The sequence below is a fragment of the Mycobacterium sp. genome, from assembly GCF_049683935.1.
Classification (GTDB): Bacteria; Actinomycetota; Actinomycetes; order Mycobacteriales; family Mycobacteriaceae; genus Mycobacterium.
This window is the reverse complement of record NZ_JBAUJR010000317.1, coordinates 1-26,758: the sequence shown is the minus strand read 5'-3', so window position 1 is coordinate 26,758 and position 26,758 is coordinate 1. Positions and strand designations below refer to the sequence as shown.

Here is a 26,758-nt window from a genome sequence, read left to right as displayed (position 1 = left end):
CGCGTGCCCCGCCCAGCCAGCAGGCGGCCACCCCGGCGGCGCCGTGCCAGAAGCCGGGCCGGGTGAGGTACTCGCCCGGCAGCCCGACCGCGACGGCAGGGGTGGCCGTGAACTGTACTGAGCGGGTGTCAGATTCGGCCATGCCGGCGTTGCGCCAGCTGCTGGGTAGCGGGTGGACACCGTGCTCGTCGAGGGAGACGGCGAACAGCCCCCGCTGCCCTGAAGCCAGCCGCGCCGTGACCAGCGCATGCGTACACAGACCCGCTCCGGAGCACCACACCTTCGTACCGTCGAGCAGGACACGTCCGTTGTCGTCGTCGGCACACAGGACCGCGTCCCGCGATTCCGCCGCCCACACCCCCCACAGCTGACCGGCTGTCGGGGCCGGGCCATCCAACTCGGCCAGGATCGCCACAGCGTCGGCGTGGGCTTCGGCCAACCGCCCGCCCACGACGTCGGTCTCGGTGAGTGCCGCCAATCGGTTGAAGCGCAGCGCGGTGTCACCACGGCCGGGCAGCGGAAGGTCGAGCGCGCCGGCAGCGAGCCAGGTGCCCACCATCGCGGCGGTCACGTCCCCGCACCGGCCTTCGGCTTCTGGGCCGACCGCGCCAGGCTCTTCAGATGCTGAGCGAAGCCGCCGGGGGCTCGCGCCTCACCACGAGCCGACGTCGCCACCGACAGGGCGCGGTCCCGATGAATCGTCAGGCCGGCAGCCTCGAAGCGTTCGACGAGCTCGACGTCCTCGCCGGTGGCCAGCGCGCGGAACCCACCTACATGCCAGTACGCATCGGCGCGAAAACCCATGTTCGCGCCGTGCACATGGTTGTGGCCCGGTCCGGTGGACCGATACCTGCGCAGGTAGTCGCGGATCACCGCTTGCGAGAAGTTCCGCCAGTTCGACACCCGGACCACGCCGAGCACCATGTCCGCGTCGTCACGACCGACCATGCGCACCAGCCAGTCGGCGTCGACGACACTGTCGGCGTCGGTGGTGGCGTACCAGATGTCCTCGGACGCGGTCTGGCCGCACAACGACTTCGCATACTCGAATCCCGCAGCACGAACGGCGCCGACGTTGGCGGCCTCGACGGAGATGAAGTGCACGTCGGGGCCGAACCGACCGGCCAGGTCTTCGCTGCCGTCGTCGCAGGAGTCGAGCACCACCACGATCGACACCGGGTCGGGAAGGCAGAGCCCGGCTGTGGTGAGCGCCCGCAGGCAATCCGGTAGGTGGGCCGCCTCGTTGTGCGCCGGAACCACTACGACGGTGTGCAGCGGACCCGAACCGGACGACGTCATGGGGCCTATTTAGCCGTTTAGCGGGCATTTCACACCTGGCACGATGATGAGGTGACCGAATTCCAGGCTGTGATGTTCGATTTCTCCGGCACGCTGTTCCGCCTCGAGGAAGACGACAGCTGGTTCGCCGGCATGCAACTGGACCGCGAACTCGATCCGGATGGGGACCGCGAGGTCGACGGTCACGTGCAGGCCGAGCTGATGCGACGGCTCACCGCGCCCACCGGCAGGTCGGTCCACATGACTCCGGAGGCGCTGCACGCGTGGGTCAACCGGGACCTCGCGCCGCACCTGCACCGCGAGGCCTACCTGCATGTACTGCGTGAATCCGGGCTGGCCCGCCATCACGCGGAATCGCTGTACTCCCGCGTGATCGACCCGGCGAGCTGGATGCCGTACCCGGACACCGTGGACGTGTTCACAGAGCTGAGGCAGCGCGGCCTCAAGACCGCGGTCGTGTCCAACATCGCCTTCGACGTCCGGCCCGCGTTCGAGCGCATCGGCATCGCCGGCGATGTCGACGAGTTCGTGCTCTCCTACGAAGTGGGTGCCGTGAAGCCGGATCCGGCGATCTTCCAGACCACGCTGGACCGCCTGGGGGTCGCCGGCGAACACGCGCTGATGGTCGGCGACAGCGACGAGGCCGACGGGGGTGCCCGCACGGTGGGCTGTGGCTTTGCCCTCGTCGATCCGCTGCCGACCGTCGAACGCGCAGACGGTCTGATCGCGGCGCTTCGTGCGCACGGTGTGTGACGGCACACTGGACCACATGGCCGATCCGACGCCGCCGTGGTGGCTCAAACCGATGAACAAGGTCCTGATGGCCGTGATGAAGACCGGCCTGATGAAAGACGGTCCGCTGGTGTTGACGGTGACCGGCCGGAACTCGGGTCAGCCGCGGTCGACGCCGATCACCCCGTTCGAGGTGGACGGACAGCGCTATGTCGTCGGCGGGTTCCCGGGCGCGGACTGGGTGCGCAATGCGCAGGCGAATCCCGATGCCGTCCTGGTCCGCGGCAGGGTGCGCGAACCGATCAGGATGGTGGAGTTGACCGCCGGGCAGGCCCGCCCGCTGCTTCGACAGTTCCCCGTTCTCGTACCGACGGGTGTGAGCTTCATGAAGAACGCGGGTCTGGTGACCGGCCCCGACCCCGACGAGTTCGAGGCGCTGGCCGGCCGCTGCTCGGTGTTCCGCTTCGATAGCGTGTGACCCCGTGACCGACCCCGCGAGCAACCCGTTCGACGCCGGCCTCTGGGAGCCGGTCGCCGGCTTCGAGGACCTGACCGACATCACCTACCACCGCCACGTAAGCCAGCCGACGGTGCGCGTCGCGTTCGACCGGCCGGAGGTGCGCAACGCGTTCCGGCCGCACACCGTCGACGAGCTCTACCGCGTACTCGACCACGCCCGGATGTCCTCCGATGTCGGTGTGGTGCTGCTGACCGGCAACGGTCCGTCGCCGAAGGACGGCGGATGGGCGTTCTGCTCGGGCGGCGACCAGCGCATCCGCGGCCGCAGCGGCTACCAGTACGCCGCCGGCGACACCGCGGAGACGGTGGACCCGGCGAGGGCCGGCCGGCTGCACATCCTCGAGGTGCAAAGACTGATCCGGTTCATGCCCAAGCCCGTCATCTGCCTGGTCAACGGCTGGGCCGCCGGTGGCGGGCACTCGTTGCACGTGGTGTGCGACCTGACCCTCGCCAGCCGCGAGCACGCCCGGTTCAAGCAGACCGACGCCGATGTCGGTTCGTTCGACGGCGGCTTCGGCAGCGCCTACCTGGCGACGCAGACCGGCCAGAAGTTCGCCCGCGAGATCTTCTTCCTGGGCCGCACCTACACCGCCGAACAGATGCACGCGATGGGGGCGGTCAACGAGGTCGCCGACCATGCCGAGTTGGAAAACGTTGCGCTGCAATGGGCTTCGGAGATCAACGGCAAGTCGCCGCAGGCGATCAGGATGTTGAAGTACGCCTTCAACCTGCCCGACGACGGCCTGGTGGGCCAGCAGCTGTTCGCCGGCGAGGCGACGCGACTGGCGTACATGACCGATGAGGCGGTCGAGGGTCGGGATGCGTTCCTGGAGAAGCGCGACCCCGACTGGACACCCTTCCCGCGCTACTTCTAGTGATTCGGGCGTAGTTGGTCAACCTCAGCATGACCAACTACGCCGAAATCAGGCGTTCTGGAGGCTGGTGCGGTAGCGCAGCGGCGACATCCCGACCTCGCGCTTGAACGCGTTGCTGAACGCGCTCTCCGAGGTGTAGCCCAACCGGAACGCCAACGGTCCGACGCGGGTTTCGCTGTCACGCAGGGCGTGCTGCGCCAACTGCATCCGCCACGTGCTCAGGTACGTCAACGGTGGCACGCCCGACACCTCGCGGAAGCGCTCGGCGAACGAGGTGCGTGACATCGCCGCGGCGTGCGCGAGTTCTTCCAGCCGCCAAGGCTTTCCGGGCTCGTCGTGCATGCACGTCACCGCGGGCCGTAGCCGCTCGTCGGTCAGCAGGCGCAGCCATCCCGGCGGCAGCGCATCGGCCTGCGCCAGGTACGCGCGCAACAATTCCAGCAGCAACAGCTGGCCCTGCTGCTGGATGGCGAATGCCGAGCCGACACGATTGCCGGTCACTTCGTCGAGCACCCGGTTGAGGATCGCGTGCAAGTTCGTGGCCTCGTCCGCCGTCGCTCGCACGTGCCCGACACGCGGCAGGGCCTGCGTCAGCAGAGCCTCGCCGATCGGGTTGACGTTGATGTGACCGCCGATGACCACATCGGCGGCTCCGCAGTCGGCGCCGTCGATCCGCACGAAAGCCTCCTCGGACGCCTCGATGTCGAGCTTGGCCGCGGGGCCCGGACCCGGACCCCCTTCGAGCACCATCCGGGTGCAGTGGTTGAGGATTGCGACGTCGCCGGGCCCGAGATCGATCGGCCCGACGCCGTCGGCGGTGAGCCGGAGATTGCCGCAGACCACCGCGATCATCTTGAGCGGGTCGTCGATGTCGAAGGTGCAGAACCAGTCGCCGCGTACCGCGAACCCGCCCGACACCATCCCCCGCACCTCGATGAGGTCGAAGACGTCGGACAGCTGATCACGCATCACGTTCGTACTATCGCGCAAGAAATCCGAACTTACAACCATTCAAAGTACGCACCTTCCCGAGCACAGTGGTCTCATGACACAGAAACAACATCCCATCGGATCCGGCTTCACCGCCGCCTCCACCGCCGACGACGTCCTGGCCGGGATCGACCTGACCGGCCGCACCGCGATCGTCACCGCCGGCCACGTCGGCCTCGGACTCGAGACCACCCGGGCTTTGGCCAACGCCGGTGCCAACGTCGTGGTCGCCAGCCGTAATCCCGAGTCGGCGAAGTCCGCGGTGTCCGGCATCCCCCGCGTCCGCGTGGAACAGCTGGACCTGATCGATCCCGCCTCCGTCGAACGGTTCGCGGCGCGCTACCGCGACGCCGGAAGCCCGCTGCACCTCCTGATCAACAACGCCGGCATCATGGGCGGCGATCTGGTCCGGGATGCCCGCGGCTACGAGGCGCAATTCGCGACCAATCACCTCGGCCACTTCCAGCTGACCAACGGGCTGCTACCGGCGCTGCGCGCGGCCGGCGGCGCCCGCGTCGTGGAGGTGTCGTCCTGGGGTCACCATCTGTCGGACATCCGTTGGGATGACCCGCATTTCGACACCGAGTACGACGGCATGACGGCATACGGCCAGTCCAAGACCGCAAACGTGCTGTTCGCCGTGGAGCTCGACCGGCGTTGGGCCGGCGACGGTATCCGCGGCTACTCGCTGCATCCGGGCGGCATCGTCACGACCAACCTCGGTCCGTCGTTCAGCCTCGACGACTGGCGCGCGATGGGGCTTGTCGACGACAACGATCAGCCGATCATCGACCCGGAGCGGGACATGAAGACCCCACAGCAGGGCGCCGCGACACAGGTGTTCGCCGCCACCAACCCGCAGCTGGCCGACATCGGCGGCGTCTACCTCGCCGACAACGACGTCTCGCCGCTGGAGGCGGACGCCACACCCGTCACCGTCGACATGGGGGGCGGCCCGCTCCAGACCACGCCCGGGGTCACCGGCTACGCCGTGGACGCGGAGTCGGCGGAGCGGCTGTGGGAGCTGAGCGAGAAGCTGCTCGCCTGACCGCGGCGAAACTGTATTCCACGGGCGTTGTCAAGCTGCGTGGAGTCGGTCGGGGTCGTTTTCGGCGGGAAGGTTGATGCCGACCACGGGGCTGGGGCTCTTGGTTCGTGGACGGTTGCGGAACCGTTCGGGGTGGTCTTCGTAGTAGGCCTGTAGAGCGATGTCTCGTCGCTCCCAGTGCTGTGCCCATGTGCCGTTGTGGACCGCGTCGGGGGTGAACAGTTCGACGCCGCTGTGGCGGTGGTGCTGGTTGTACCAGTTCACGTAGGCGCCTACCCAGGTGCGGGCGCTGTCGAGATCATCGAAGACACCGGGATAGTTCGGTCGGTACTTCATCGTGCGGAACTCCGATTCGGAGAACGGGTTGTCGTTGCTGACCCGCGGCCGGTTGTGGGTTTGGCCGATCTCCAGATCGACAAGCAGGTCTTTGAGGACCGTCGAGCGCATGGCCGGTCCGGAGTCGGCGTGCACGACCGCGGGCAGGCCGTGCTCGCCGAACGAGGCTTCGAACATCTCCACGGCGAGGTCGTCACACTCACGTTCCTCGACTCGCCAGCCCACGATTTTGCGGGAGTAGATGTCGAGGACCGAGTACGCCTTGAACGCCACACCGCGCCACGGGCTGCGCAGGTCGGTGATGTCCCAACTCCAGATCTGTTGTGGCCCGGTCGCTTTGAGTACCGGCGCCGGACGGGGTGCCTTGTTCGTCGAGCGGGTCGGGGTGACCGGGCGCGCACTTTGGTCTTCGATCGCGGCCGCTATCCGCCACCAGGAGCGCCGCGAGGCCAACATCACCCCAGCGTCCCAGGTCGAGGCGAACGAGTGGTCAACCGAGGTGCCTGCCAGCCAGCCGGCGAGGATCTCGTCGCGGATCGCCGCGCGGTCGGCCTCACTGATGCGCGACGGGTACGCCCGATCCTTCTGCGGCAGCGGATCGCTGACCGGCAGGCGCGGGTGGGACCGGTAATGCCACGTCGAACGTGACAGGTCGATCATCACCAGCGCCTGACGTTGGGAACCGATCGCCGCGCTCAGCCCGGTGACGAGTTCGTTCTCGAGGTCGAGGAATCGTCGGGATCGTTCGTCGGCGGGGCTTCGTCGGGCTCTTGCGCGTTCCTCTCGTGCAAGAGCCCGATAGCTTTTCCCAACACCTCGTTGGTCGCCTCGAGCTCACCGACTCGTGCGCGCAGACGAGCCAATTCGGCCTCATCGCGGGCCTGCCTGGCCGCATCAACCTTGGCCAACGCGTTGCGCAACGCCGGGGGAACTGTCATCTCACCACCTTCTCGCGGAATCAAGCCGCGGTCGAGATCACCACTAAACACTGCGGCCTGCCACCGTCTGAACTGACCGCCTGACACCCCCTGAGCAGCAAGCCACGGCCCCTTACGCCCATGAGGCACCCGCTGATACTCGACAACGAACTCACGAATCTCGGCGATACTGAACCCTGCAGTAATCGACACAACCCAACCCCTTCGCAATAACTCGAACTGACTCACAACGAGCCTGGCAAAGAGGGCCGGAGTGCTATTCCGCGGTGATCAGTAGGCCATGAAGAGGATGGCGTCGCGGTCGTAGTCGCGGCCGGGGTGGATCTCCGACAGGTGCGCCTGGGCCTTCTCCACCAGATCGTCCTCGTTCTCGCCGGTGATGGCTTCGCCGCAGGGGCAGTTCAGGTGAGTCTTCATCTGTTCACAATGACACAGCCACGCGATGGGTTCGACGGCTGACGGCGAGTCTCGCCGGCCCGACGTGCGCCACGTGAGACCTTCGATGAGTGACGGTCACGTTGGGTTACGCCACGACCGGAGGAAACGACCACACGCTCGACGAGCAACTCGCCGAGCTGGCCGCCGCGGGCGTGGATCCGAAGCGGATCTTCACCGATCAGACGTCGGGATCGGTGGACAAGATGCGGGCGGGGCTGGTGGCGTTGCGCAGCTATGCCCGCGCGGGCGACGTCGTCGTGGTGGTGGCGCTCGACAAGCTGGGGCGCACGGCCGCTGAGGTCGCCCAGACCGTCGCCGACCTCAGCGCCCGCGGTATCACGCTGCACTGTGTGAACAACGGCCTCGACACCGCCACCGCGACCGGCCGGGTGGTGGCGAGAGTCCTCGGCGAATTGGCCGCCCTCGACGCGGTCCAGCACACCGGGTCCACGCACCGCACGTGATCGAGGTTCAGGCCTTGGCGGCCTTGGCCTCCTTGTCCTTGGCCTCCTTGTTCTTGGCCTTCGCTTCCTTCTTGTACGACCGCACTTTCTGCAGCGAGCCGGCGTCCTTCACGTCGGCGACCGACATGTGCGTCCCCGCCTTGCCGTAGTCGCCCGCAGCAGCCCGCCAGCCCTTTGGCGTGACCCGGTACTGCTTGCCCAGCAGCGCGAGGAAGATCTTGGCTTTCTGTTCGCCGAAGCCCGGTAGCGCCTTGAGCCTGCGCAGCACCTCCGGCCCGTCGGGGTCGCCTGCGGTCCACAGTGCTGCGGCGTCACCGCCGTACTCGTCGACGATCACCTGGGCGAGCGCCTGCACCCGCTTGGCCATCGAACCCGGAAACCGGTGTATCGCAGGCGTTTGCGAGCACAGGGCCGCGAATTCGTCGGGGTTGTAGTCCGCGATCACCCGGGCGTCGAAACCGCCGATGCGGTCGTCGATCTTCTTCGGGCCGCCGAAGGCCACCTCCATCGCGATCTGCTGATCGAGAAGCATCCCCGTCAATAGTGCGAACGGATTTGCATCCAGTAATGCGTCGGCTTCCGGATCAAGCGCCAGGCAGAGCGTCCCAGTCATAGATAAAGCCTATCGGGCTACCGCTCACGCTCCGATGGTTGACCGGTGATTCGAATCGAGCCATTTGTCGCGGAGCGGGGCGGCGCGTTGGGAGACGATAGCCGGATGCTCGGGCAACACGTGATTTCCCAGCCGGCGATGGCACGTGACTTCACATTGGGTGACCGTAGATGACCGGCATCACGATCTACGGGGTGTACCTGGTCGCAGGTATCGTCGCCGGCCTGGTTTCCGGAATGTTCGGGCTCGGGGGTGGCTTGACCATCGTTCCTGCGCTAGCAGTGGCGTTGCCGCTCCAGGGCGTTGTGACCGAACACGTGATGCACCTGGCAATAGGGACATCCCTTGTGGTGATGTTCTTTACAGCGCTGTATACGACCTTCTTGCGTAGTCGACACGGAGACTTGAACTGGTCACTGTTCTGGCACCTGCTGCCCGCGGTGGTGCTCGGAACCGCAATAGGCGCGTTCACGGGCGGCCATTTGCCGGGCCCAATCCTTCGGGTGTTCTTCATAGGATTCGTCGCATACATGCTCGTGCGCGCGTTGCACCGCCATTACCGAAAGTCGAAGACTGTGGAGGCGAGCAACCAGTCGGACTGCGCCCCCGTCATGCCTTCCCGCGTTAGTCGTCTGACATCTGGGGTCACAACCGGCTTGACTGGTGCGCTGCTCGGCGCCGGCGCGGCCATCATCACAGTGCCGTACCTGCAAGCCGCTGGCTACCGTATACAAACTGCATCTGCTATCGCGGCCGCATTGTCCGCGGTGATCGGGATCGGCGCAGGCGCCGGCTACGTGCTCGGAGGCCTAGGCGCCGCCGCACTACCCGCCGCCGCGATCGGGTACCTCTATCTGCCGGCGTTCGCCGGAATGACAGCAGGCGCACTTCTGGGTTCACCGCTTGGTGTCCGAATCTCGCACCGAATGAAGGAAACTACTCAATTCTGGCTCTTTCTGGCCTACCTGACTGTGGTTCTCATGTCCATGGTGTTGCACGGGTAGCTCGCAGCCCGACGCTGGTACGAACCTTAGTGAGCTCCGAAGTTGCAAACGTATCTGCACTTGCTGATCGAGGAGCATTCCGACCAGGAGCGCGAACGGGTTGGCATCCAGCAGGGCGTCGGCCGCAGGTTCCTGGGCCAGCTGCAAGGTAGGCACCCGGCCAGTTTATGACGGCCGGGATGCTGTCGACCGACGGAACACCTGAGACTCGAGGCCACTGCGGTCATCGAGCAGGCGGTCGATCAGGGGTTGGTGATCCGCTGTTTGAGCACCGCCCCCACCGGCGTGTGCCCGAACTCCTGGCAGTGGTCGATCGCGTCGATCACCGCCATACCCCGGAAGATCCTCGGCTTCCCTTGGTATCCGCACTGGCATTGGGCTCGGTTTCGCAACCAGGAGACGAGCACGTACGTGCGCTTCTCCACCATCGCGCAAATCTAGCAAACAATCGACGTCCGTATGGTCGTGTTATTGCAGGTTTTTCACCCGACTGGATATGACACCGCTACCAATGAGCCGCTCCGAGTCGAGATGGCCTCCCCGGCGGCTGTGGCGTCGCCACTGTCGTGACCACCGCGGGTTACCGAATCGACCGCAGTTCGGCCACGCCGCATGCTTAAGGTGGCACAACTGCAGACGAGGTGAGATGTCCGGCGAGCTCGCGATTGCACTGACGACGGCGCTGATTCTGGCGGCCGTGGCTGCCGTGGTGCTCGCCGTCCGAACCAGGCGGGTGGTAGCCACCCCCACCGAACGCGCCGTGCACGCCGCGCTGCACACCGCATCGCTGGCCGCGCGGGCACTGCGCCAGGGCCTCGACACCGACTCCGCCGAGACCGCCGCCCCGTTCCTGCGCGGGCTCACCGGGACCGACGGGCTGGCGCTGTTCGACGGCGACGGTCAACTGCTCGCTCGCGACCCCGCCGGAGACGAGATCTGGGAAAGCCACGTGCTCGACGCCTGCGACGGCGCCGCGGCACAGTCGGTCTCCGGAGAACGCCGCGTGCTCACCCATGTGAGGACCTCCGCGGTCGTCGCACAGCCACTGCTCGCCGAAGGTGGCGACCTTCTCGGTGTGCTCGTGGTGGTGACCACCCGCTCCCCCGCACCCGGAATGCTGGGCGCTGTCGGCGAAGTCGCGCGCTATGCGGCCAGCCAACTCGAGTTGGCCGAACTCGATGCCTCCCGCGCACGACTGGACCGGGCCGAGGTGCTGGCCCTGCGGGCACAGATCAGCCCGCACTTCATCTACAACGCGCTCAACACCATCGCCTCGTTCGTGCGCACCGATCCGGACCGCGCCCGCGAACTCATCCTCGAGTTCGCCGACTTCACCCGGTATTCGTTTCGCGCCGCCGGGCAGTACACCACGCTGGCCGAAGAGCTGCGCAACATCGACCGATACCTCAATCTGGAACGTGCCCGCTTCGGCACGGCGCTGAAGGTCACCCTGCAGGTGGCCCCGGAGGTGCTCAACGTCGTCGTGCCGTTCCTGGCGTTGCAACCGCTGGTGGAGAACGCGGTTCGGCACGGCTTCGCCGGACGCGGCGGCGGGTCGATCGACCTCGTCGCCCGTGACGAGGGGTCCGACTGTGTCATCACCGTCGAGGACGACGGAGTGGGAATGGATCCCGCCGCGCTGCGCACCGGTCCCAGCGACGCACTGACCGACGGTGCGCCCGTCGACGACGGGAACTCCGCGCATGTCGGCCTGACCAATGTGGACCATCGCCTGCGGGCGGCGTTCGGAAACGACTACGGTCTGGTGGTCGAAACGGCGATCGGCGCGGGCACCAAGGTCGTGACGCGAGTCCCGAAGTTCCGGTCGGGTGTGCGGGCCGGCGGAGGGGCGTACGGAGTGGGCAGGTGATGACGAAGCCACAGCAGCATTCGCTGACCGTGCTCGCCGTCGACGACGAAGCCCCGGCACTCGACGAACTGGCCTATCTGCTCGGCAGGCATCCCGACATCGGCGAGGTGTTCCGTGCCGGCGACGCCACGTCGGCGCTGCGAGAACTCAACGCGCGCACCATCGACGCCGTGTTCCTCGACATCAACATGCCCGGGCTGTCGGGTATCGAGATGGCCGGGGTGCTGACCAACTTCTCCCGACCGCCCGCGATCGTGTTCGTGACGGCCCACGACGACAAGGCGATCGCCGCGTTTGATGTGGGCGCCGTGGACTATCTGCTCAAACCCATCCGGGAACACCGCCTCGACGAGGCGATCCGGCGGGTGGTGACGGCGCAGACCACGGCGACCACCGGTGCTCCGCCTGCCGATGGCACCGACGTCAGGGAAACCGAGTCCGACGTCGTCCCCGCCGAACTGGGGGGCGTCACCCACCTGGTGCCCCGCGACAGCATCGGCTGGATCGAAGCGGAGGGCGACTACGCGCGACTGCACTCGTCGTCGGGTTCCCATCTGGTGCGCATACCCCTCAGCACTCTCGAAACCCGTTGGCGTGAACACGGTTTTCAGCGGGTGCACCGCTCGTACCTGGTGGCGCTGCGGCTGGTCACCGGGCTGCGCACCACAGACGGCGGGGTCCTGGTGCGACTGAAGGCCAACGGGGCCTCACCGCCGGTGGAGCTTCCCGTCAGCCGCAGGCAGGCCCGTGAACTGCGTGACCGGGTGGTGCGCAATCCGATGCGCAGCCTGCGACCTGCCGGCAGCGGCGATGACTAGCGGCGAACGGCCGCAACGGCAACGGGTGGTGCTCGCGCACCGGCGCGGCGCCCGATTGGTGCGCACCCGGGTCGAGGTTCAGGAGCAGACCCAGGTCGGCGACGCACTCGTGCGAGGCCTGGTGCGGGCCCAGTTGGGACTGGCACTGCGACTGGCCGCGGTCGTGGTGTGCCTGATTGGAGCCATCCCGTTGCTCAATGCGGCCTTTCCCGGCCTCGGTGCGATCACCGCCTTCGGTATCCGGCTCAACTGGCTCGTTCTCGCGGTCCTGGCGTATCCGCTGCTGTACGGCATCGGGTGGTTCTACGTGCGACTGGCTGAGCAGGCCGAGCGTGACTTCGTCGGCGTCGTCGACGCGGAGCCATGACCGGGTCCCCGCTGACCGCCGCCGCGCTGCTCGCTGCGGCGTTGGCCACCGTGGCGATCGGCGTCTACGGGGTGCGGTTCTCCCGCACCACGTCCGACTTCCTCGTGGCGTCGCGCTCGGTGGGGCCGCAGTGGAATGCCGCCGCCATATCCGGCGAATACCTCTCGGCTGCATCATTTCTCGGCGTAGCCGGACTGATCGCCAAGTACGGCGCAGACGCGCTGTGGTATCCGGTCGGGTTCACCGCCGGCTACCTCGGGCTGCTGCTGTTCGTCGCGTCTCCGCTGCGACGGTCGGGGGCCTACACGGTCCCGGACTTCGCCGAGTTCCGACTCGGCTCCGCGCGCCTGCGCAAGGTGGCGATGCTCGTCGTCGTCGTGATCTGCATCTTCTACCTGGTCCCGCAATACCAGGGAGCCGGTCTGGCGTTGAAAACCCTTCTGGGCACTCCGGTATGGCTGGGACCGCTCGCCGTCGGCGCCATCGTGATCACCAACGTCGTTGCCGGAGGGATGCGCTCGATCACGTTCGTGCAGGCTTTCCAGTACTGGCTCAAGCTGACCGCGGTGGCGATCCCTGCGCTGGCGTTGGCGGGTCTGTTCCTCTCCGACCGCAGTGGCGATCTGGGAGGGCCGTTGCCCCCGACGGTGCAGCAGGAGACGACGGTGACCATCGAGACCGACGTCGTCGTGCAGGTCGCCCAGCCCGCGGGGATCACCGTCACGGGCACCCTCGACGATCGACGCGTCGACGCGGCCACCATCAGCCGCCCGGGTGAGCACACACTGGGCGCGGGCAGCACGCTGACCGTGGCCGCGGGCGCAGCCACACCGGTGCTGGCCGGCACACCGGCCGCAGGTAGCGACTGGATCGCCTCGGGAGGTGGGTTCGGTGGTCACCACCCGCTGTACCAGGTCCTGTCCATCATGGTCGCGACGTTCCTGGGCACCATGGGATTGCCCCATGTGCTGGTGCGCTTCTACACCAATCCCGACGGGCGCGCCGCTCGTCGCACCGCTCTGGCCGTGATCGCCCTGCTGTCGCTGTTCTATCTGTTCCCCACGCTGCTGGGTGTCTTCTCCCGGCTCTACGTTCCGCAGTTGTTGATCACCGGGGCCGCCGACGCGGCAGTGCTGCTGGCACCGTCGTCGGCGATCGCGGGGGCCGCCGGCCAGTTGCTCGCTGCGCTTGTCGCCGCCGGCGCCATCGCCGCGTTCCTGGCGACCTCGTCCGGTCTGCTGGTCAGTTTTGCAGGAGCACTGGCCACCGACGTGCTTCCCGGACGTGTCCGCGACTTCCGGGTGGCGGCGGTCATCGGCGGGCTGATCCCGATCCCACTGGCGCTGGCCGCATCCGGCGAGATGGAGTTGTCCCGCAGCGTCGGTCTCGCCTTCGCGGTAGCGGCATCGACCCTGTGCCCACTGCTGGTGCTCGGCATCTGGTGGCGCGGGCTCACGGCGGTGGGCGCCATGTGGGGCCTGGCCGTGGGCGGCGTGTTGTCCGGCGGAGCGGTGACCGTCGCCGTGGCGGGCGGATCAACGACGAAGCACTGGGCGGATGGCCCGCCGTGCTGATCGACTATCCCGCGGCGGTCAGCGTCCCGCTGGCCTTCGCCACGATGATCGTCGTCAGCCGCCTCACCCGATCGGCGGTCCCGGTGGACGTCGCGCCGATCTTCGCCCGGATGCATGTACCCGAAAATCTGGGCATGGGTATCGAGCGGTTGCCCAGGGGCTGAGGCGGACGACCTTCCGCCGTTCGTCGTCGACGACCGACCGCTCACCGCAGCCACTCCCGGCCTCGGCGTGTGACCTGCGTCAGGCCTGGGTATGTGACCCACATCTCAACTAGGTTCACCGCAGTACCGGTTCACTCAGTCAGGAGCGTGAGATCAAGGTGTCCGAGACAGATTCGCCTATTATTCGCCCGGAAGCGATCAGCGGTGAGCGCTATCTGGAAGTCCAGGCCAGTCCCGAGTTCCAGGAACTCCGAAGTAGGTTGCGCCGCTTCGTGTTCCCGATGACGGCGATCTTCCTGCTCTGGTACGCCCTCTACGTCGCCCTGGGCGCCTTCGCCAGCGACTTCATGGGTACGCGGGTGTGGGGGGACATCAACATCGGCCTGCTCATCGGGTTGGGCCAGTTCCTCTCCACCTTCGTGATCACCGGCTTGTACGTGCGGTTCGCCAACCGCGAACTCGATCCGCGGTCGAGCAAGATCCGCGCCGAACTTGAGGAAGAGCTGCTCAAATGACCACGCTACTTGCGCAATCCGAGGCGGTCGGCAACCCGGTCGCCAACATCGGCATTTTCAGCCTGTTCGTCATCGTCACCATGGTGGTGGTGATCCGTGCCAGTAAGAAGAACGCCACCGCGGCTGAGTTCTTCACCGGCGGACGCGGCTTCTCGGGTACTCAGAACGGCATCGCGATCGCCGGTGACTACCTGTCTGCCGCCAGCTTCCTCGGCATCGCCGGCGCGATCGCGGTGTACGGCTACGACGGCTTCCTGTACTCGATCGGCTTTCTGGTCGCCTGGTTGGTCGCCCTGCTTCTCGTAGCCGAATTGCTGCGCAACACAGGCAAATTCACGATGGCCGACGTGTTGAGCTTCCGGCTCAAGCAACGGCCGGTGCGCCTGGCCGCGGCGACGAACACGTTGACGGTCTCGCTGTTCTACCTGCTGGCCCAGATGGCCGGCGCGGGTGGCCTGGTGGCGTTGCTGCTCAACATCCAGAGCCGCACAGGCCAGTCTGTCGTCATCGCCGTCGTCGGCGTGCTGATGATCACCTACGTGCTGGTCGGCGGCATGAAGGGCACCACCTGGGTGCAGATCATCAAGGCCGTTCTGCTGATCGCGGGTGCGGGGATCATGACGATCATGGTGTTCGCGAAGTTCGGCGCGAACTTCTCGGAGATCCTCGGCGCTGCGCAGTCGGCGATCAGCGGCGCCACCACCGCCGGAGTGGCCGACCGTGACGTGCTCGCGCCCGGCGCGCAGTACGGCGGTTCGCTGACCTCGCAGATCAACTTCATCTCACTGGCAATCGCCCTGGTGCTCGGCACCGCGGGTCTGCCGCACGTGCTGATGCGCTTCTACACGGTGCCCACCGCCAAGGAAGCCAGGCGATCGGTCGTATGGGCCATCGCGCTCATCGGCGCCTTCTACCTGTTCACCCTGGTGCTGGGTTACGGGGCAGCGGCACTGGTCGGTCCGGACCGGATCCTCGGCGCGGCCGGCGGAGTGAACTCGGCAGCCCCGTTGCTGGCGTTCGAACTCGGCGGCGTGATCCTGCTGGGTGTCATCTCGGCGGTGGCGTTCGCGACGATCCTGGCGGTCGTGGCCGGTTTGACCATCACCGCGTCCGCGTCGTTCGCGCACGACATCTACGCCACGCTGCGCAAGGGCCACAAGGTGACCGAAGCCGAGCAGGTGCGCGTCTCGCGGATCACCGCGGTGGTGCTCGGCGCGCTGTCGATCGGCCTCGGCATCCTGGCCAACGGCCAGAACGTCGCGTTCCTGGTGGCGCTCGCGTTCGCGGTCGCGGCGGCGGCGAACCTGCCGACGATCGTCTACTCGCTGTACTGGAGGCGGTTCAACACCCGTGGCGCGTTGTGGAGCATGTACGGCGGTCTGATCTCGACCATCGTGCTGATCGTCTTCTCCCCCGCGGTGTCGGGGTCGCCGACGGCGATGATCCCCGGCGTCGACTTCTCCTTCTTCCCGCTGGCCAACCCGGGCATCGTCTCCATCCCGCTGGCCTTCATCCTGGGCATCGTCGGAACGTTGACTTCACCCGACGACGAGGATCCGAAGGTCGCCGCCGAGATGGAGGTGCGATCGCTCACCGGGATCGGCGCCGAGAAGGCGGTCGCCCACTAATAGACCGCCGGAACTGCATTCCAGCAGGCGAATCGCGAGAAGCGGCCTGCTGGAATGCAATTCCGGCGCTCAGAGGGGTGTGCGGATCAGCCGCTCTTGCGGCGGAACTCGCGACGATTCTCGACGGGGCCGTGCGCGCGTGGCTGCTTGGGGCCGCCGTCGGTGTGCGCTGAGCCCTCAGCCGACTTCGCCTTCTTGCGCTCGAGCGCCTCGCGGAACTTGCGCTTGGTGTCGTCCTCGGCGGACTCTGAAGACTCTGCGGACTCCGCCGACCCCTTGGATGCCATGACCGCAGCCTAGCCGTTGCCGTCGACCGCGCGAGTATGAGTGCGTTCGTTCATCAGGCAGCCTCGCCTTGCGGGGAGGCGGTCGCCGCGCCGCTCGGTCTCCGCCTTGCTCCGGTCTCCCGCTCGCCCGTAGAAACCCACTACTGCCACCGCACCCCTGCGGGCCGATCAGTGACTCTCGTCGAACGCGACGGCCCGAACCGGTGCCCCGTCGGCATCGATTGGGAGCGGGAAGAACCCGATGATCGAGTTTGCGCTGAGAGTGTCTAAATGGCAGAGGTTTTCGACGATCAGCGCATCGGCACCGAGGACGACGCGGTGCACCGGAAAGTCGGTGACAGCCGCTGTGGTGGGGTCCGGGCTGAGGGTGTCGACGCCGAGCACGTGCATCCCGCGGCGCAGCAACTCGATGGCGGCATCGGGGTCCAGCGCCGGGTGATCGAGTGCCTCATCCTTCCCGAACCGCGCGGCCCACCCGGTATCGAGGACGACGATCGGTGGCAGCCGCGCGGGCAGGCCGACCGGAAGTGCCGCCTCGATCTCAGCGAGACCGTATGTCGAGCGCGGTGCGCAGCCGGTGAGATGCACCACCAGCGCGTCGCCGACCAGTTCGTCAAGTCCGATACCTCCGGTGGTGCGCGCCCCAGCGATGGTGTGCGACGGCGCGTCCAGGTGTGTTCCGGTATGCGAACCCAGATGCAGCGCTACGACATCCACGCCGTCGCGGGCGAGTTCGAGGGCCGATTCCACCCGAACGGGGGGATCGCCGGGATAGACCTGCATCCCGGCGGCGATCGGGTGGCTCAGTTCACGCATGCCGCGCTCACCCCTGTTTTCCGTCGGACCGGACGGCAAGGTGTGCGCCGGCTTCCCGGGGATGTCGCGCGCGGCCGGGCAGCATGGCCACCAGATACAGGACGAACGTCAGGAAGAACGCCGGAATGGTCGCGCCGATCGGAATGGGCCAGACGTAAGCCCAGACATACGACATCACCGCACCGACCACCCAGACCGCGACGGCAATCCAGTTGACGCCGGCGAGATACCAGTAGCGCCCGCCGCTGCCGCGCAGAATGTCGGCGGTGTACGCCGCGCGCTTCAGGATGTAGTAATCGACGATCATGATCGCGAACACGGGAACGAAGAACGCGCCGATCATCACCAGGAAGTCGGTGAACTGGCCCAGCAGCCCGAGCCAGGTCGCGCCGATGATCGAGATGCCACCGAGAACCAGCACGGTGGGCAGGAAGCGCAGCCTGCTGCCGGGCCGGGCGTTGACCACCGACTGCACCATGCCGTAGACGACCATCGTGTTGGTGGCCATGACGGACAGGAAGATCACGATCGCCAGTGGTGGGCCGAACGCGGCGACGATGTTGGCCGGGTCGAAGGCGACGGCCTCGTCGCCGCGAAGGATGACGTAGCCGATCGCGGTAGCGCCTAGGGTCATCGCGATGACCGTCGAGAGGGTGTATCCGATGCCTGAACCGATGATGCCGGCCTTGCTCGAGCGGGCCAGCCGGTTGAAGTCCGCCGACAGCACCGTCCACGAGATTGCGGTGGCGATGACGATGTCCAGGACCGTCACCGACGTGTAGCCGATGGACGCATCGATCGGGATCGCCTGGAAATCTGCCGGACTGAAGCTGGTGAACGCGACGATGAAGATGTAGCCGATGATCACCAACATCAGCGCGGCCAGCCACGGCTCGATCCGGGCGATGCCCTCGTGTCCGAGGATGGCGATCAGCACAACGATCGTCTGGCACAGGACGGCGAACAGTGCCGGGTTGGAGAAGCCGGTAAGGCTTTCGACGAGGTAGTTGACCGTCACCCCGGCCAGCATCGCCTGCACCCAACTCCACCCCATCAGGATCACCACGTTCGCGGCCACTGGCAGCACACTGCCGCGGATGCCGAACGCGCCGCGGGTCAGCGCCATCGTCGGTAGCCCCGTGCGGGTTCCGATATTGCCGACCAGGGTGAGCACGATGGCACCGCCGAGGGTGCCCAACAGGATCATGGCGAGGGCGGTGCCGTAGTCGACGGCGGGAATCAGCAGCGTGCCGGTCAGAAGGGTGGTCACGACCAGGTTGGCGGCCAGCCAGATCATGCCGATGCGCGGTAGCGAGAGGGTGCCACGCAGCGGTCCTGCATTATCGGCCTGTATTTCCAGGCGACGGTCGAGGCGAGTGTAGAGCGAGGTCATGCTGACTCCTCGGGGACCGGCGACAGGTGTTCGTGGACGGCGATCAGGTGGTCTCCGTCGACGCGGAAGACGATGGTCTCGCGCTCCCGGTAGTCGTCCTGGCCGTCGGCTGTGTCGACGGAGGTGGCGACATCGTGGGTGAACACCGCCCCACCCGGGAAGGTCTGCACGCGCGACTGCGACGATACGCAGGAACGCACCCGCCAGCCGTGTGTGATCCAGTCGTGCCACAACCGCTCGTAGGCGGCGCGGTCGTTGAGGCGCGCAGGCTCGGTGTGGAAGCAGAAAGTGGCTTCGGGCGCGAAACAGGCGAAGTAGCGGTCGGTGTCGGTGGCGGCGAACGCGTCGACGGCGGCCGCCGCAGCGCGGCGCACCTCCTCGATGTCCGGTTCACGCATCGTGTCCCTCCCGCGGCGCTGTTGCGCTGATCAGTTCGTAGGCGACGTGAACGGCGGCGATGCCCGCCAGCTGCGCTTGGACGACCTCGACGACGTCGGCGCCGACGATCCGCCGGTCAGCCGGCGCTGAGGTCACGTGGGTGATCGTTCCGGCATCTTGGAGTGGAACCTCCTGAGTAACAGGTGAATTGAGGCACGCTGAGAACCCCTCAGCGCCGCCCCGGCGGCATGCCGTAGACGTGAGAGATGGGCAGTGTCATCAGGACCCGCCGGTCGTCGACCATCGCTCTGCGGTAGTCATCCCAGTCCGGGTGCTCCCCTGAAATGTTGCGGTACAGCGCGATCAGTCCCTCAACGGTGTCGTCGCCCGGTTCGGCGGCCGGCGGGGTCAGCACCGCGTCTCCTTCGGCAACCGCGTAGGCCCAGCCGTCGTCCGAACTGACGTGCAACGCGGCGCGCGGGTCACGACGCAGATTGCGGGTCTTGGCTCTGGGCTCGGTGATCGACACCGACAGGGTCAGCGCGCGGGCGTCGAAATGGTAGGAGACGTTGGACAGCTGCGGCCTCCCGTCACTCTTGAGGGTGGCCAGCACGCCCAACGAGTTGCCGGCGATCACCGCCAGCAGCTTGTCGTCGAAGACATCGCGCGTCATGCCACGAGCCTACGACTCCGGCGCGTCTGGGATGATCGAACAGATGGTCCGATTCTCCTCGATCGACGGCGGCATCCTCGACGGCGTCTCCGCCACCACGCTGTGGACCCTGCGTAACCGTGCCGGCGAAGCCAAACGCTCCGACGGGGTCATCCGCGACCCGTGGGCGATCACCCTCTTCGACGCCATCGACTACGACTACCCGAAGTTCGGCAGGCCACAACAGGTGCATGCCCTGCGGGCCAGAGCGTTCGACGCCGCGACACGCGACTATCTGACGGCTCACCCGAAGGCCTCGGTGGTGGCCCTGGCCGAGGGTCTTCAGACCAGCTACTGGCGACTGGCCGGGCACGGCGGCCTCGCCGGGTCGACGTGGTATTCGATCGACCTTCCTGCCGTCATGGAGTTGCGAGCCCGACTCCTGCCCGCAGAGGACCACATCGTCGGGCTGGCCCAGTCGGCACTGGACCTGCGCTGGATGGATCGCGTGGACGCGACGCACGGGGTGTTCATCACCGCCGAAGGGTTGCTGATGTACCTGCAACCCGAGGAGGCGCTCGGTCTGATCCGCGAGTGTGCGCAACGATTCCCCGGCGGCGCAATGATGTTCGATTCGATCCCGCGGTGGTTCAGCAACCGGACACTGCGCGGCCTGAAACTGTCCAAGAGCTACGTGACGCCCCCGATGCCGTTTGCGCTGAGCGCCGACGAAGGTGTCGCCCTGGCCGGCGGTGTCGCGGGGGTGAAGGTTGCCCACGATGTGCGACTGCCCGCCGGCCGCGGCTGGTTCAGGGTCGCCTCGTGGCCGCCGCTGGATCGCGGGGTGATGCGCAGGATCCGGCCCAGCGTCACGCTGCTGGAGTTCGGCTGATGACGCGCTACGCGGCGTTCCTGCGCGGGGTCAATGTGGGCGGGGTGAACCTGAAGATGGCTGCTGTGGCGGAGGCGCTGCAGCAGGTCGGGTTCACGAATGTGACGACGATACTGGCCAGCGGCAATGTCCTGCTCGACAGCCGATCCGCGACAGCTGCGGTCAGAAAACAGGCCGAGCAGGCGCTGCGTGATGAATTCGGTTACGACGCTTGGGTACTCGTCTACCCAGTGGATGCGCTTGCCGCAATCTCCGAGGCGTACCCGTTCGAGCGGGAGGTCGACGACCACCATTCCTACGTGACGTTCGTCAGCGACGACGACGTGCTGCGCGAGCTCGCAGCGCTCGCCGACGGGCCGCGCCCCGACGAGAAGGTTCAACCCGGCGACGGCGTGGTGTACTGGCAGGTGCCGCGCTCGTCGACCCTGCAGAGCACCATCGGCAAGACGATGGGTAAGAAGCGCTACAAGTCGTCGACCACCACGCGCAACCTGCGCACAATCGACAAGGTCCTGCGCGGGCCGGGGATGGATGTCCGATGACCGGAAAGCACGCCGTCGACCTCACCGGGGTGTCCGAGACCGCTCTGATGACGCTGTTGGTGCGCGCCAGCGAGGCCAGGAGACCTGACGCCATCCTCGACGACCCGATGGCGGTTCACCTCGTCGACTCGATCGACTTCGACTTCGCCAAGTTCGGTTTCACCCGGCGACAGGATATGGCGTTGCGCGCGTTGGTGTTCGACAAGTACACCCGCCGCTACCTCGTCGACCATCCCGAGGCCACCGTCGTCGCGCTCGCCGAGGGGCTGCAGACGAGCTTCCATCGACTCGACGCCGCCGGTGGCGACACGAGCCGCTTCCGCTGGCTGACCGTTGATCTCCCCCCGATGGTCGAACTGCGACGCAAGCTCCTGCCGTCCTCAGAGCGAGTGCGGTTGTGTGCACAATCGGCACTGGACTTCAGCTGGATGGACCAGGTCGATCCCGAGCACGGTGTGTTCATCACCGCCGAGGGATTGCTGATGTACCTGCAGCCCGACGAGGCGATGGCACTCATCACCGAGTGCGCGGCGCGGTTCCCCGGCGGCCAGATGATCTTCGACCTGCCGCCGTCGGCGTCCGCCTTCCTGGTACGGCGCGGCGTGCGGACATCTCTGCGCTACCGGGTGCCGCCCATGCCGTTCACGTTGTCGGTCGCCGAGGTGGCCGATCTGGTCAACACGGTTCCGGGAGTGCGGGCGGTCCACGACCTGCCCGCCCCACAGGGCCGCGGGCGCCTGCTCAACGCGTTGCTCTGGACGGTTCAGCGGATCCCGCTGCTCGACCCGGTGCGGCCGCTGACGACGCTGCTCGAGTTCGGCTGACCAACGGGAGCTGCCGGACCTCCGGCTCAGCCGAAGGCTGTCTCCACGTAACGCAGCGCCTCACCTTTGTCGACACCCAGCGCCCGGGCCGCCGACACGAACGTGTTGGCCGCTGTTGCCATCGCGGCATCTGCCGGGTCGGACCGCGCCACGAAAGTGCCGAAGCGACCTCTGGTTTCGAGGATGCCCGCTGCTTCCAACTCCCGGTACGCGCGCGCCACGGTATTGACTGCCAGGTTGATCTGACCGGCCAGCTCACGGACCGTCGGTAGCCGGGTGCCCGGGGCCAGTTCCCCGTCCCGGATGCCCTCGATGATCTGAGATCTGAGCTGGTCGAAAAGCGGCCTGGCACCGTGCGGATCGACGCGTACCCAATCCCCCAAATCGGCCACGTGCCCAGTATCACCCACAGCAGCTATTTTGGTGGGGTGCAGGTGACGGTATTCAGCGGGGCGGGCATTTCAGCCGAGAGCGGCGTGCCGACGTTCCGCGACGTCGAGACCGGTCTGTGGGCCGAGGTCGACCCCTATGAGATCTCCAGCGCTCAGGGGTGGCACGACCACCCGGAGCGGGTATGGGCCTGGTATCTGTGGCGCCACCACATGATGCGCACCGTCGCACCCAACAATGCCCATCGCGCCGTCGCCGCCTGGGAGGACTACGCCGACGTCCACGTCGTGACCCAGAACGTCGACAATCTTCACGAGCGTGCCGGCAGCAATCACGTGTATCACGTCCACGGAAGCTTGTTCGAATTCCATTGCGACCGGTGCCGATCCGCGTACCGCGGCGAAGTACCCGCGATGCCCGAACCGGTCGAGTCGGTGGAGCCGCCCCGCTGCGAATGCGGCGGGCTGATCCGGCCCGACGTGGTGTGGTTCGGCGAAGCGCTGCCGGATGACGCATGGCAGCGCTCGGTCGACGCGGTGGTCAATGCCGACCTGGTGGTGGCCGTCGGCACTTCGTCGGTGGTGTATCCGGCGGCGGGCCTGCCTGAGATGGCCGTCGCCAACGGCACCCCGGTGATCGAGGTCAATCCCGAGGCCACGCCGCTGTCGAGCAGTGCGACGGTGACGCTGCGCGAGTCAGCGGCGACCGCGCTGCCCGGGCTGTTGCAGCGGCTGCCGGCTCTTCTTGGCTGACCGCGCCGGACCCCGTTTATCCCGGTTTGACCGCCGTGCCGATCGCGAACTCGGCAACCGGCAACGGCACCCACGCCGGAAAGGTCCACTCGCGGCGGGCGCCGGCCACCCGAAAACCCCCGCCGGTGATCGTCTCCTCGGTGTGCCGGTGTGTGTGGCAGTTGCCCAGCAGTCTCGGCCAGACGGTGGCGTCGGCGAACCGCTGCAGCCGGGCCCGGGCACCAACACCGGCGATGTGCTCGAGGTAGCGCAGTTCCCCACCGGGCCGGATCATCGAGAACAATTGTCCGACAACCTGTTCGGGATCATCGACCGAGCACAGCACCAGTGAGCACACCACGGCGTCGAACTGCCCGCCGTCGCGGAATTGTTCAACGGTGCGGGTGCTGACGGTCACCGGGACGGACGCGGTGGCTGCCGCGCGTTCGGCCAGCGCCGCGAGTCGGTGCTCGGGTTCGACGGCCACGACCTCGGTGACGGTGCCGGGATAGAACTCGAAGTTGGTCCCGGTACCCGCACCGACCTCCAGGACCCTGCCCGAGAGTCCGGCCAGGTTCTCCCGCCGCAACCGGCGCAGCGATTCGGGCTCGCGCGTGGACATCGCGGTCCACAGTCGCGCGAAGAACGGGTTATCGACGACGTCGCTCATCAACCACCTCCTTGAGCCAGTTCACCGTCTCCGACGGCGCATCGGGGGGCCGGATGGCCCCGGACACGATCTGCCCGAGGCAGACCGCACGCAACACTCGCTCGGCGAACTCCTCGGCATCTGCCCAGGGGAGGTACGGCCGCGAGATCATCAGCGCCACGACGCCGTGCGAGACGGTCCACAACTCCAGGGCCAAGGTGGTTGGGTCCCCCGGTGGATAGATCCCCTCGTCGATCAGCGCCTGAACCGACGCGCGCATGTGCACAAAAGCCGACGTGTTCAGCGTCATGTCGACATCGCTGCCGGGACTGCCCTCCCCCATCAACGCGATGCGGTACAGCTCAGGGTTTTTCAGGGCAAAGCGTACGTAGGCCAGACCCTGCGCCCGCAACACGTCGACGGCCGATTGACCACCCTCACCGAGGGCGCCCGAGACGCCCTGCATCTCCTCGTCGAGTTTCTCGAAGTACCGCGCGCACACGGCGTCGAGCAGTGCGTCCTTGTCGGCGAAGTGCAAGTAGATCGAGGGCGGCGTCACCCCGACCCGGTGAGCCACCGACCGGATCGACACCGCTTTGGCGTCGCCGGTATGCAACAACAGATCGGTTGCCGCATCGAGGATCTCGTCTCCCAGTTGATCACCCGAGCCGCGAGGGGCACGGTGCCGCCGCAGCCGTTGGCCACTCACGCTCGATGCCTTCCCGCGCCGACCCGATCCCCGGTCGTCGTGGCCCCCGGCAGATCGTCGTCGGCCACGTGTTCGCTGAAGCCGATCCGTTCGTGCAGCTTGACCAACGGCTTGGGCGCCCACCAGTTCCAGCGTCCCAGCAGGTGCATGAACGTCGGGACCAGCAACATCCGGACCAGGGTGGCGTCAGCCAGGATCGCGAGGGTCAGGCCGACGCCGAACATCCGCATGAAGGCCACCTTGGCCGCGATCAGCGCCGCGAACGAGATCGACATCACCAGCGCCGCCGCCGTCACCACCCGACCTGTCCTGGCGAGACCGAGTGCCACGCTCTCGTCGTTGTCGGCGGTCGTCTTTCCGGACTTCAGCCAGTACTCGCGGATCCGCGAGATGAGGAACACTTCGTAGTCCATCGACAGCCCGAAGGCGATGCAGAACAGCAGTACCGGCATGTTGGCCACCAGCGTGCCGGTCGGCGTCGTGCCCAGCGCGCCGAGATGGCCGTCCTGGAAGATCCAGACCAGTGCCCCGAACGCAGCACTGAGCGACAAGACGTTGAGCACCAGGGCTTTCAGCGGAAGCACCACACTCCCGGTGAGTAGGAACAGAAGCACGAAGGTGATGGCCGCGATGACACCGAGAACCATCGGGAGCCGGGAGGTGATCGCGTCGGCGCTGTCCCGGTTGATCTGCGCGAGACCGGTCAGCTGAACCTGCTGTCCGGCGGGCGGTGGCACCGCATCCAGTCCGTCGAGCTGGGCGTCGGAGGCGTCGGTGAACAGCGGCGCGGAGCTGGCGACGGTGAGGAAGGCGCTGCCGTCGGCAAAGCCGGTGGCAGCCGACGGCGGACCGGTCAACTCCCCCGCGACGAACGTGCCGCCCGGTGCGGACACCGAGGTGACGTCGGCCACCCTGGACAGTTCCGCGGCGTAGTCGTCGAGCGCGTCGGGGGTGATTCCGTCGGTGTTCGGCAGCACGACGGTGACGTTCGTGGACGAGTCGACCTCGAAGTCGGTGCGCAGCGCGTCGCCGATCTGACGCGACGAGGCCGAGGTGGGCAGCACCCGGTCGTCGGGGAATCCCCACCTGGCGCCCAGGAATGGCGCACCGAGCAGCAACAACAGCACGACCACGGTCAGCCCGATCGGAATCGACCGTCGCATCACGAATTTTGTCGATCGATACCAGAACATCTGCTCGATCGGCTTGGGCTCCGGTTCGGGCCTGCCGAGGATGCGCCGGATCAGCCTGCGCACATCGAGCGAGTCGAGACGGTCGCCGGCGAGGACGATCGCAGCGGGCGCCACCACGATGGCCGCCACGGCCGCGAACCCGACCACGGCGATGCCCGCGTACGCGAACGACTTCAGGAAGTACATCGGGAACAGCACCATCGCGACCATCGACAAGGCCACCGTCATCGCCGAGAACAACACGGTCCGGCCCGCCGTCACCATCGTGCTCACCAGCGCGCGCTCCCGGTCTGCGCCGTCGGCGAGTTCGTCGCGGTATCTGCTGATGATCAGCAGGGTGTAGTCGATCGCGAGCGCGAGGCCCATGGCGATGGACAGGTTGAGCGCGAAGATGGAGACGTCGGTGACCATCGTGACGCCACGCAACACCGCCATCGAACCGAGGATCGCGAAGGCGCCGACCGCCAACGGCAGCGCGGCGGCGAGCAGCCCGCCGAACACCCAGACGAGAACGACGAAGCTCAGCGGGATCGCGATCGCTTCCATCGTGAGCAGATCTTTTTCGCTCTGGGCGTTGATCTGCACATTGACCATCACGACGCCGCCGGCCTTGACCGTAACCCCGTCGCGGTCGTGGACGAGCTCGTCGGTCAGCTCTTTGGCGTACTTCTGAGCGGCGCTCTCCCCGCCGGTGATGCCCGCGACGATCAGGCCGGTCTTACCGTCCCTGCTGATCAGCGCCGGGGTGGCGGCGGGCGGCGCCGTCCAGGCCGACGTGACGCTCGCGACGTGGGGCGATTGCTCCAGCTTCGCGGCGATGTCGGTGCCGACTGCGCGCGCTGCGCCGCCCTCGGCGCCGTCGGCCCCCTCGGAGGTGACGCTGATCAGCAGCTCCATGTCACCCTGGTCGAAGTTGTCGACCAGTAGTTGCGTGGCCTCGGCGGACTCCGAGGTCGGATCCTGGAAGCCGCCGGCGGACAGATGCTGGGTCACCGGGACCCCGAAGATGCCGCAGCCCACCATCACGAGCAGGGCGACAACAAGGATCCGGCGTGGCGCCGCGATGGCCGACAGTGCGATGCGTTGCAACACCTGGGAGTCCCGTCTGAC

32 protein-coding genes and 2 pseudogenes are annotated in these 26,758 nt (G+C 67.0%); 16 read left to right on the top strand and 18 right to left on the bottom strand.

Features of this window, described 5'->3' with window-relative positions:
* Both WA965_RS18855 and WA965_RS18850 read right to left on the bottom strand, forming a co-directional pair.
* A partial coding sequence (locus WA965_RS18855) for an acyl-CoA dehydrogenase family protein (protein ID WP_526447917.1) occupies positions 1-571 on the bottom strand: 571 nt, incomplete at its 3' end.
* Entirely contained in the window at positions 568-1,299 is a 732-nt protein-coding gene (locus WA965_RS18850) for a glycosyltransferase family 2 protein (protein ID WP_526294378.1), read from the bottom strand. The genes WA965_RS18855 and WA965_RS18850, both read right to left, overlap by 4 nt.
* 72 nt (positions 1,300-1,371) lie before the next feature.
* Between WA965_RS18850 and WA965_RS18845 the strand changes: the two genes are divergently transcribed.
* From WA965_RS18845 to WA965_RS18835, 3 genes are read left to right on the top strand one after another with little or no spacing between them, the layout of a single operon-like run.
* Entirely contained in the window at positions 1,372-2,052 is a 681-nt protein-coding gene (locus WA965_RS18845) for an HAD family hydrolase (protein ID WP_526294393.1), read from the top strand.
* A 16-nt stretch (positions 2,053-2,068) separates the two neighbouring features.
* Positions 2,069-2,509, top strand: coding sequence for a nitroreductase family deazaflavin-dependent oxidoreductase (locus WA965_RS18840; protein ID WP_526294379.1), 441 nt, complete (start codon positions 2,069-2,071; stop codon positions 2,507-2,509).
* Positions 2,510-2,513: 4 nt separating this feature from the next.
* A complete protein-coding gene (locus tag WA965_RS18835; RefSeq protein WP_526294380.1) occupies positions 2,514-3,425 on the top strand; it encodes a 1,4-dihydroxy-2-naphthoyl-CoA synthase in 912 nt (303 codons plus the stop codon).
* Between the two features lie 48 nt (positions 3,426-3,473).
* Here the strand turns inward: WA965_RS18835 and WA965_RS18830 are convergent, their stop codons facing one another.
* On the bottom strand, positions 3,474-4,394 hold the full coding sequence (locus tag WA965_RS18830) for a helix-turn-helix transcriptional regulator (RefSeq protein WP_526294381.1): 921 nt from the start codon (positions 4,392-4,394) through the stop codon (positions 3,474-3,476).
* Positions 4,395-4,470: 76 nt separating this feature from the next.
* Between WA965_RS18830 and WA965_RS18825 the strand changes: the two genes are divergently transcribed.
* Positions 4,471-5,463, top strand: a complete 993-nt coding sequence (locus tag WA965_RS18825; RefSeq protein WP_526294382.1) for an SDR family NAD(P)-dependent oxidoreductase — start codon at positions 4,471-4,473, stop codon at positions 5,461-5,463.
* Between the two features lie 30 nt (positions 5,464-5,493).
* On the opposite strand, the gene WA965_RS18820 is transcribed toward WA965_RS18825, so the two are convergent.
* The 3 genes from WA965_RS18820 to WA965_RS18810 all read right to left on the bottom strand — a co-directional run bounded on the left by WA965_RS18820 (position 5,494) and on the right by WA965_RS18810 (position 7,154).
* Positions 5,494-6,459 (bottom strand): DDE-type integrase/transposase/recombinase, encoded by a 966-nt coding sequence (locus WA965_RS18820; RefSeq protein WP_526300024.1) that lies wholly within the window; start codon positions 6,457-6,459, stop codon positions 5,494-5,496.
* 35 nt (positions 6,460-6,494) lie between these two features.
* Complete coding sequence (locus WA965_RS18815) at positions 6,495-6,737, bottom strand: hypothetical protein (RefSeq protein ID WP_526300026.1); 243 nt, start codon at positions 6,735-6,737, stop codon at positions 6,495-6,497.
* A gap of 270 nt (positions 6,738-7,007) precedes the next feature.
* On the bottom strand, positions 7,008-7,154 hold the full coding sequence (locus tag WA965_RS18810; protein ID WP_178358006.1) for a DUF1059 domain-containing protein: 147 nt from the start codon (positions 7,152-7,154) through the stop codon (positions 7,008-7,010).
* An 89-nt stretch (positions 7,155-7,243) separates the two neighbouring features.
* On the opposite strand from WA965_RS18810, the gene WA965_RS18805 reads away from it, so the two are divergent.
* Positions 7,244-7,639 carry a recombinase family protein gene (locus WA965_RS18805; RefSeq protein ID WP_526300028.1) on the top strand — a complete coding sequence of 132 codons (396 nt, stop codon included), beginning with the start codon at positions 7,244-7,246 and terminating at the stop codon, positions 7,637-7,639.
* A 7-nt stretch (positions 7,640-7,646) separates the two neighbouring features.
* On the opposite strand, the gene WA965_RS18800 is transcribed toward WA965_RS18805, so the two are convergent.
* A complete protein-coding gene (locus tag WA965_RS18800; protein ID WP_526300030.1) occupies positions 7,647-8,252 on the bottom strand; it encodes an HhH-GPD-type base excision DNA repair protein in 606 nt (201 codons plus the stop codon).
* A gap of 170 nt (positions 8,253-8,422) precedes the next feature.
* On the opposite strand from WA965_RS18800, the gene WA965_RS18795 reads away from it, so the two are divergent.
* Positions 8,423-9,256 carry a sulfite exporter TauE/SafE family protein gene (locus WA965_RS18795; protein ID WP_526300032.1) on the top strand — a complete coding sequence of 278 codons (834 nt, stop codon included), beginning with the start codon at positions 8,423-8,425 and terminating at the stop codon, positions 9,254-9,256.
* A gap of 57 nt (positions 9,257-9,313) precedes the next feature.
* Here the strand turns inward: WA965_RS18795 and WA965_RS18790 are convergent.
* Positions 9,314-9,412, bottom strand: a pseudogene (locus WA965_RS18790) (HhH-GPD-type base excision DNA repair protein); the annotation flags it as partial.
* A 490-nt stretch (positions 9,413-9,902) separates the two neighbouring features.
* Here WA965_RS18790 and WA965_RS18785 point away from each other — a divergent pair.
* The 6 genes and pseudogenes from WA965_RS18785 (at position 9,903) to WA965_RS18760 (ending at position 16,192) form a co-directional block, all read left to right on the top strand.
* Entirely contained in the window at positions 9,903-11,126 is a 1,224-nt protein-coding gene (locus WA965_RS18785) for a sensor histidine kinase (protein ID WP_526300034.1), read from the top strand.
* Positions 11,126-11,944, top strand: a complete 819-nt coding sequence (locus WA965_RS18780) for a LytR/AlgR family response regulator transcription factor (RefSeq protein ID WP_526300036.1) — start codon at positions 11,126-11,128, stop codon at positions 11,942-11,944. The genes WA965_RS18785 and WA965_RS18780 overlap by 1 nt, the downstream gene beginning before the upstream one ends.
* Positions 11,937-12,311, top strand: coding sequence for a DUF485 domain-containing protein (locus tag WA965_RS18775; RefSeq protein ID WP_178358012.1), 375 nt, complete (start codon positions 11,937-11,939; stop codon positions 12,309-12,311). Before WA965_RS18780 ends, WA965_RS18775 begins: the two co-directional genes overlap by 8 nt.
* Positions 12,308-14,049 (top strand): annotated as a pseudogene (locus WA965_RS18770) (sodium/solute symporter). The gene WA965_RS18775 and the pseudogene WA965_RS18770 overlap by 4 nt, the downstream one beginning before the upstream one ends.
* A 158-nt stretch (positions 14,050-14,207) precedes the next feature.
* A complete protein-coding gene (locus WA965_RS18765; RefSeq protein WP_526300038.1) occupies positions 14,208-14,564 on the top strand; it encodes a DUF485 domain-containing protein in 357 nt (118 codons plus the stop codon).
* Positions 14,561-16,192 (top strand): monocarboxylic acid transporter, encoded by a 1,632-nt coding sequence (locus WA965_RS18760; RefSeq protein ID WP_526300040.1) that lies wholly within the window; start codon positions 14,561-14,563, stop codon positions 16,190-16,192. The genes WA965_RS18765 and WA965_RS18760 overlap by 4 nt, the downstream gene beginning before the upstream one ends.
* Before the next feature lie 86 nt (positions 16,193-16,278).
* Here the strand turns inward: WA965_RS18760 and WA965_RS18755 are convergent, their stop codons facing one another.
* The 6 genes from WA965_RS18755 to WA965_RS18730 form a co-directional block, all read right to left on the bottom strand.
* A complete protein-coding gene (locus WA965_RS18755; protein WP_526300042.1) occupies positions 16,279-16,479 on the bottom strand; it encodes a DUF5302 family protein in 201 nt (66 codons plus the stop codon).
* A 168-nt stretch (positions 16,480-16,647) separates the two neighbouring features.
* The gene (locus WA965_RS18750; RefSeq protein WP_526300044.1) at positions 16,648-17,295 is read right to left on the bottom strand and encodes a cyclase family protein; all 648 of its coding nucleotides are present in this window, start codon (positions 17,293-17,295) and stop codon (positions 16,648-16,650) included.
* A 7-nt stretch (positions 17,296-17,302) separates the two neighbouring features.
* Entirely contained in the window at positions 17,303-18,688 is a 1,386-nt protein-coding gene (locus WA965_RS18745; RefSeq protein ID WP_526300046.1) for a purine-cytosine permease family protein, read from the bottom strand.
* A complete protein-coding gene (locus WA965_RS18740) occupies positions 18,685-19,086 on the bottom strand; it encodes a nuclear transport factor 2 family protein (protein WP_526300048.1) in 402 nt (133 codons plus the stop codon). Before WA965_RS18740 ends, WA965_RS18745 begins: the two co-directional genes overlap by 4 nt.
* Positions 19,079-19,222, bottom strand: coding sequence for a hypothetical protein (locus WA965_RS18735; RefSeq protein ID WP_526300086.1), 144 nt, complete (start codon positions 19,220-19,222; stop codon positions 19,079-19,081). The genes WA965_RS18740 and WA965_RS18735 overlap by 8 nt, the downstream gene beginning before the upstream one ends.
* 73 nt (positions 19,223-19,295) lie before the next feature.
* Positions 19,296-19,739 carry a PPOX class F420-dependent oxidoreductase gene (locus WA965_RS18730; RefSeq protein ID WP_526300050.1) on the bottom strand — a complete coding sequence of 148 codons (444 nt, stop codon included), beginning with the start codon at positions 19,737-19,739 and terminating at the stop codon, positions 19,296-19,298.
* Between the two features lie 43 nt (positions 19,740-19,782).
* On the opposite strand from WA965_RS18730, the gene WA965_RS18725 reads away from it, so the two are divergent.
* From WA965_RS18725 to WA965_RS18715, 3 genes are read left to right on the top strand one after another with little or no spacing between them, the layout of a single operon-like run.
* Positions 19,783-20,610: a class I SAM-dependent methyltransferase gene (locus WA965_RS18725; RefSeq protein WP_526300082.1), complete on the top strand. Its 828-nt coding sequence runs from the start codon at positions 19,783-19,785 to the stop codon at positions 20,608-20,610.
* Positions 20,610-21,152, top strand: coding sequence for a DUF1697 domain-containing protein (locus WA965_RS18720; RefSeq protein ID WP_526300052.1), 543 nt, complete (start codon positions 20,610-20,612; stop codon positions 21,150-21,152). The genes WA965_RS18725 and WA965_RS18720 overlap by 1 nt, the downstream gene beginning before the upstream one ends.
* Positions 21,149-21,976, top strand: a complete 828-nt coding sequence (locus WA965_RS18715; protein WP_526300054.1) for a class I SAM-dependent methyltransferase — start codon at positions 21,149-21,151, stop codon at positions 21,974-21,976. The genes WA965_RS18720 and WA965_RS18715 overlap by 4 nt, the downstream gene beginning before the upstream one ends.
* A gap of 26 nt (positions 21,977-22,002) precedes the next feature.
* On the opposite strand, the gene WA965_RS18710 is transcribed toward WA965_RS18715, so the two are convergent.
* Positions 22,003-22,368 (bottom strand): Rv1152 family transcriptional regulator, encoded by a 366-nt coding sequence (locus WA965_RS18710; protein WP_526300056.1) that lies wholly within the window; start codon positions 22,366-22,368, stop codon positions 22,003-22,005.
* Positions 22,369-22,404: 36 nt separating this feature from the next.
* Between WA965_RS18710 and WA965_RS18705 the strand changes: the two genes are divergently transcribed.
* Entirely contained in the window at positions 22,405-23,118 is a 714-nt protein-coding gene (locus tag WA965_RS18705; RefSeq protein ID WP_526300058.1) for an SIR2 family NAD-dependent protein deacylase, read from the top strand.
* A gap of 16 nt (positions 23,119-23,134) precedes the next feature.
* Here WA965_RS18705 and WA965_RS18700 read toward each other — a convergent pair whose 3' ends face one another.
* From WA965_RS18700 to WA965_RS18690, 3 genes are read right to left on the bottom strand one after another with little or no spacing between them, the layout of a single operon-like run.
* Entirely contained in the window at positions 23,135-23,767 is a 633-nt protein-coding gene (locus WA965_RS18700) for a class I SAM-dependent methyltransferase (RefSeq protein ID WP_526300060.1), read from the bottom strand.
* Complete coding sequence (locus WA965_RS18695) at positions 23,748-24,455, bottom strand: TetR/AcrR family transcriptional regulator (RefSeq protein ID WP_526300062.1); 708 nt, start codon at positions 24,453-24,455, stop codon at positions 23,748-23,750. Before WA965_RS18695 ends, WA965_RS18700 begins: the two co-directional genes overlap by 20 nt.
* Complete coding sequence (locus WA965_RS18690; RefSeq protein ID WP_526447919.1) at positions 24,452-26,740, bottom strand: MMPL family transporter; 2,289 nt, start codon at positions 26,738-26,740, stop codon at positions 24,452-24,454. The genes WA965_RS18695 and WA965_RS18690 overlap by 4 nt, the downstream gene beginning before the upstream one ends.
* Between the last annotated feature and the right edge of the window lie 18 nt (positions 26,741-26,758).

Excerpts from the sequence above, each read along its gene's own strand:
- WA965_RS18755 (WP_526300042.1), bottom strand. The coding sequence starts at position 16,479 with ATGGCATCCAAGGGGTCGGCGGAGTCCGCAGAGTCTTCAGAGTCCGCC.
- WA965_RS18810 (WP_178358006.1), bottom strand. The coding sequence starts at position 7,154 with ATGAAGACTCACCTGAACTGCCCCTGCGGCGAAGCCATCACCGGCGAG.
- WA965_RS18725 (WP_526300082.1), top strand. The coding sequence starts at position 19,783 with ATGGTCCGATTCTCCTCGATCGACGGCGGCATCCTCGACGGCGTCTCC.
- WA965_RS18815 (WP_526300026.1), bottom strand. The coding sequence starts at position 6,737 with ATGACAGTTCCCCCGGCGTTGCGCAACGCGTTGGCCAAGGTTGATGCG.
- WA965_RS18830 (WP_526294381.1), bottom strand. The coding sequence starts at position 4,394 with ATGCGTGATCAGCTGTCCGACGTCTTCGACCTCATCGAGGTGCGGGGG.
- WA965_RS18740 (WP_526300048.1), bottom strand. The coding sequence starts at position 19,086 with ATGCGTGAACCGGACATCGAGGAGGTGCGCCGCGCTGCGGCGGCCGCC.
- WA965_RS18720 (WP_526300052.1), top strand. The coding sequence starts at position 20,610 with ATGACGCGCTACGCGGCGTTCCTGCGCGGGGTCAATGTGGGCGGGGTG.
- WA965_RS18760 (WP_526300040.1), top strand. The coding sequence starts at position 14,561 with ATGACCACGCTACTTGCGCAATCCGAGGCGGTCGGCAACCCGGTCGCC.
- WA965_RS18700 (WP_526300060.1), bottom strand. The coding sequence starts at position 23,767 with ATGAGCGACGTCGTCGATAACCCGTTCTTCGCGCGACTGTGGACCGCG.
- WA965_RS18785 (WP_526300034.1), top strand. The coding sequence starts at position 9,903 with ATGTCCGGCGAGCTCGCGATTGCACTGACGACGGCGCTGATTCTGGCG.
- WA965_RS18850 (WP_526294378.1), bottom strand. The coding sequence starts at position 1,299 with ATGACGTCGTCCGGTTCGGGTCCGCTGCACACCGTCGTAGTGGTTCCG.
- WA965_RS18750 (WP_526300044.1), bottom strand. The coding sequence starts at position 17,295 with ATGCGTGAACTGAGCCACCCGATCGCCGCCGGGATGCAGGTCTATCCC.
- WA965_RS18825 (WP_526294382.1), top strand. The coding sequence starts at position 4,471 with ATGACACAGAAACAACATCCCATCGGATCCGGCTTCACCGCCGCCTCC.
- WA965_RS18800 (WP_526300030.1), bottom strand. The coding sequence starts at position 8,252 with ATGACTGGGACGCTCTGCCTGGCGCTTGATCCGGAAGCCGACGCATTA.
- WA965_RS18745 (WP_526300046.1), bottom strand. The coding sequence starts at position 18,688 with ATGACCTCGCTCTACACTCGCCTCGACCGTCGCCTGGAAATACAGGCC.
- WA965_RS18840 (WP_526294379.1), top strand. The coding sequence starts at position 2,069 with ATGGCCGATCCGACGCCGCCGTGGTGGCTCAAACCGATGAACAAGGTC.
- WA965_RS18775 (WP_178358012.1), top strand. The coding sequence starts at position 11,937 with ATGACTAGCGGCGAACGGCCGCAACGGCAACGGGTGGTGCTCGCGCAC.
- WA965_RS18820 (WP_526300024.1), bottom strand. The coding sequence starts at position 6,459 with ATGATCGACCTGTCACGTTCGACGTGGCATTACCGGTCCCACCCGCGC.
- WA965_RS18795 (WP_526300032.1), top strand. The coding sequence starts at position 8,423 with ATGACCGGCATCACGATCTACGGGGTGTACCTGGTCGCAGGTATCGTC.
- WA965_RS18715 (WP_526300054.1), top strand. The coding sequence starts at position 21,149 with ATGACCGGAAAGCACGCCGTCGACCTCACCGGGGTGTCCGAGACCGCT.
- WA965_RS18780 (WP_526300036.1), top strand. The coding sequence starts at position 11,126 with ATGACGAAGCCACAGCAGCATTCGCTGACCGTGCTCGCCGTCGACGAC.
- WA965_RS18845 (WP_526294393.1), top strand. The coding sequence starts at position 1,372 with ATGTTCGATTTCTCCGGCACGCTGTTCCGCCTCGAGGAAGACGACAGC.
- WA965_RS18730 (WP_526300050.1), bottom strand. The coding sequence starts at position 19,739 with ATGACGCGCGATGTCTTCGACGACAAGCTGCTGGCGGTGATCGCCGGC.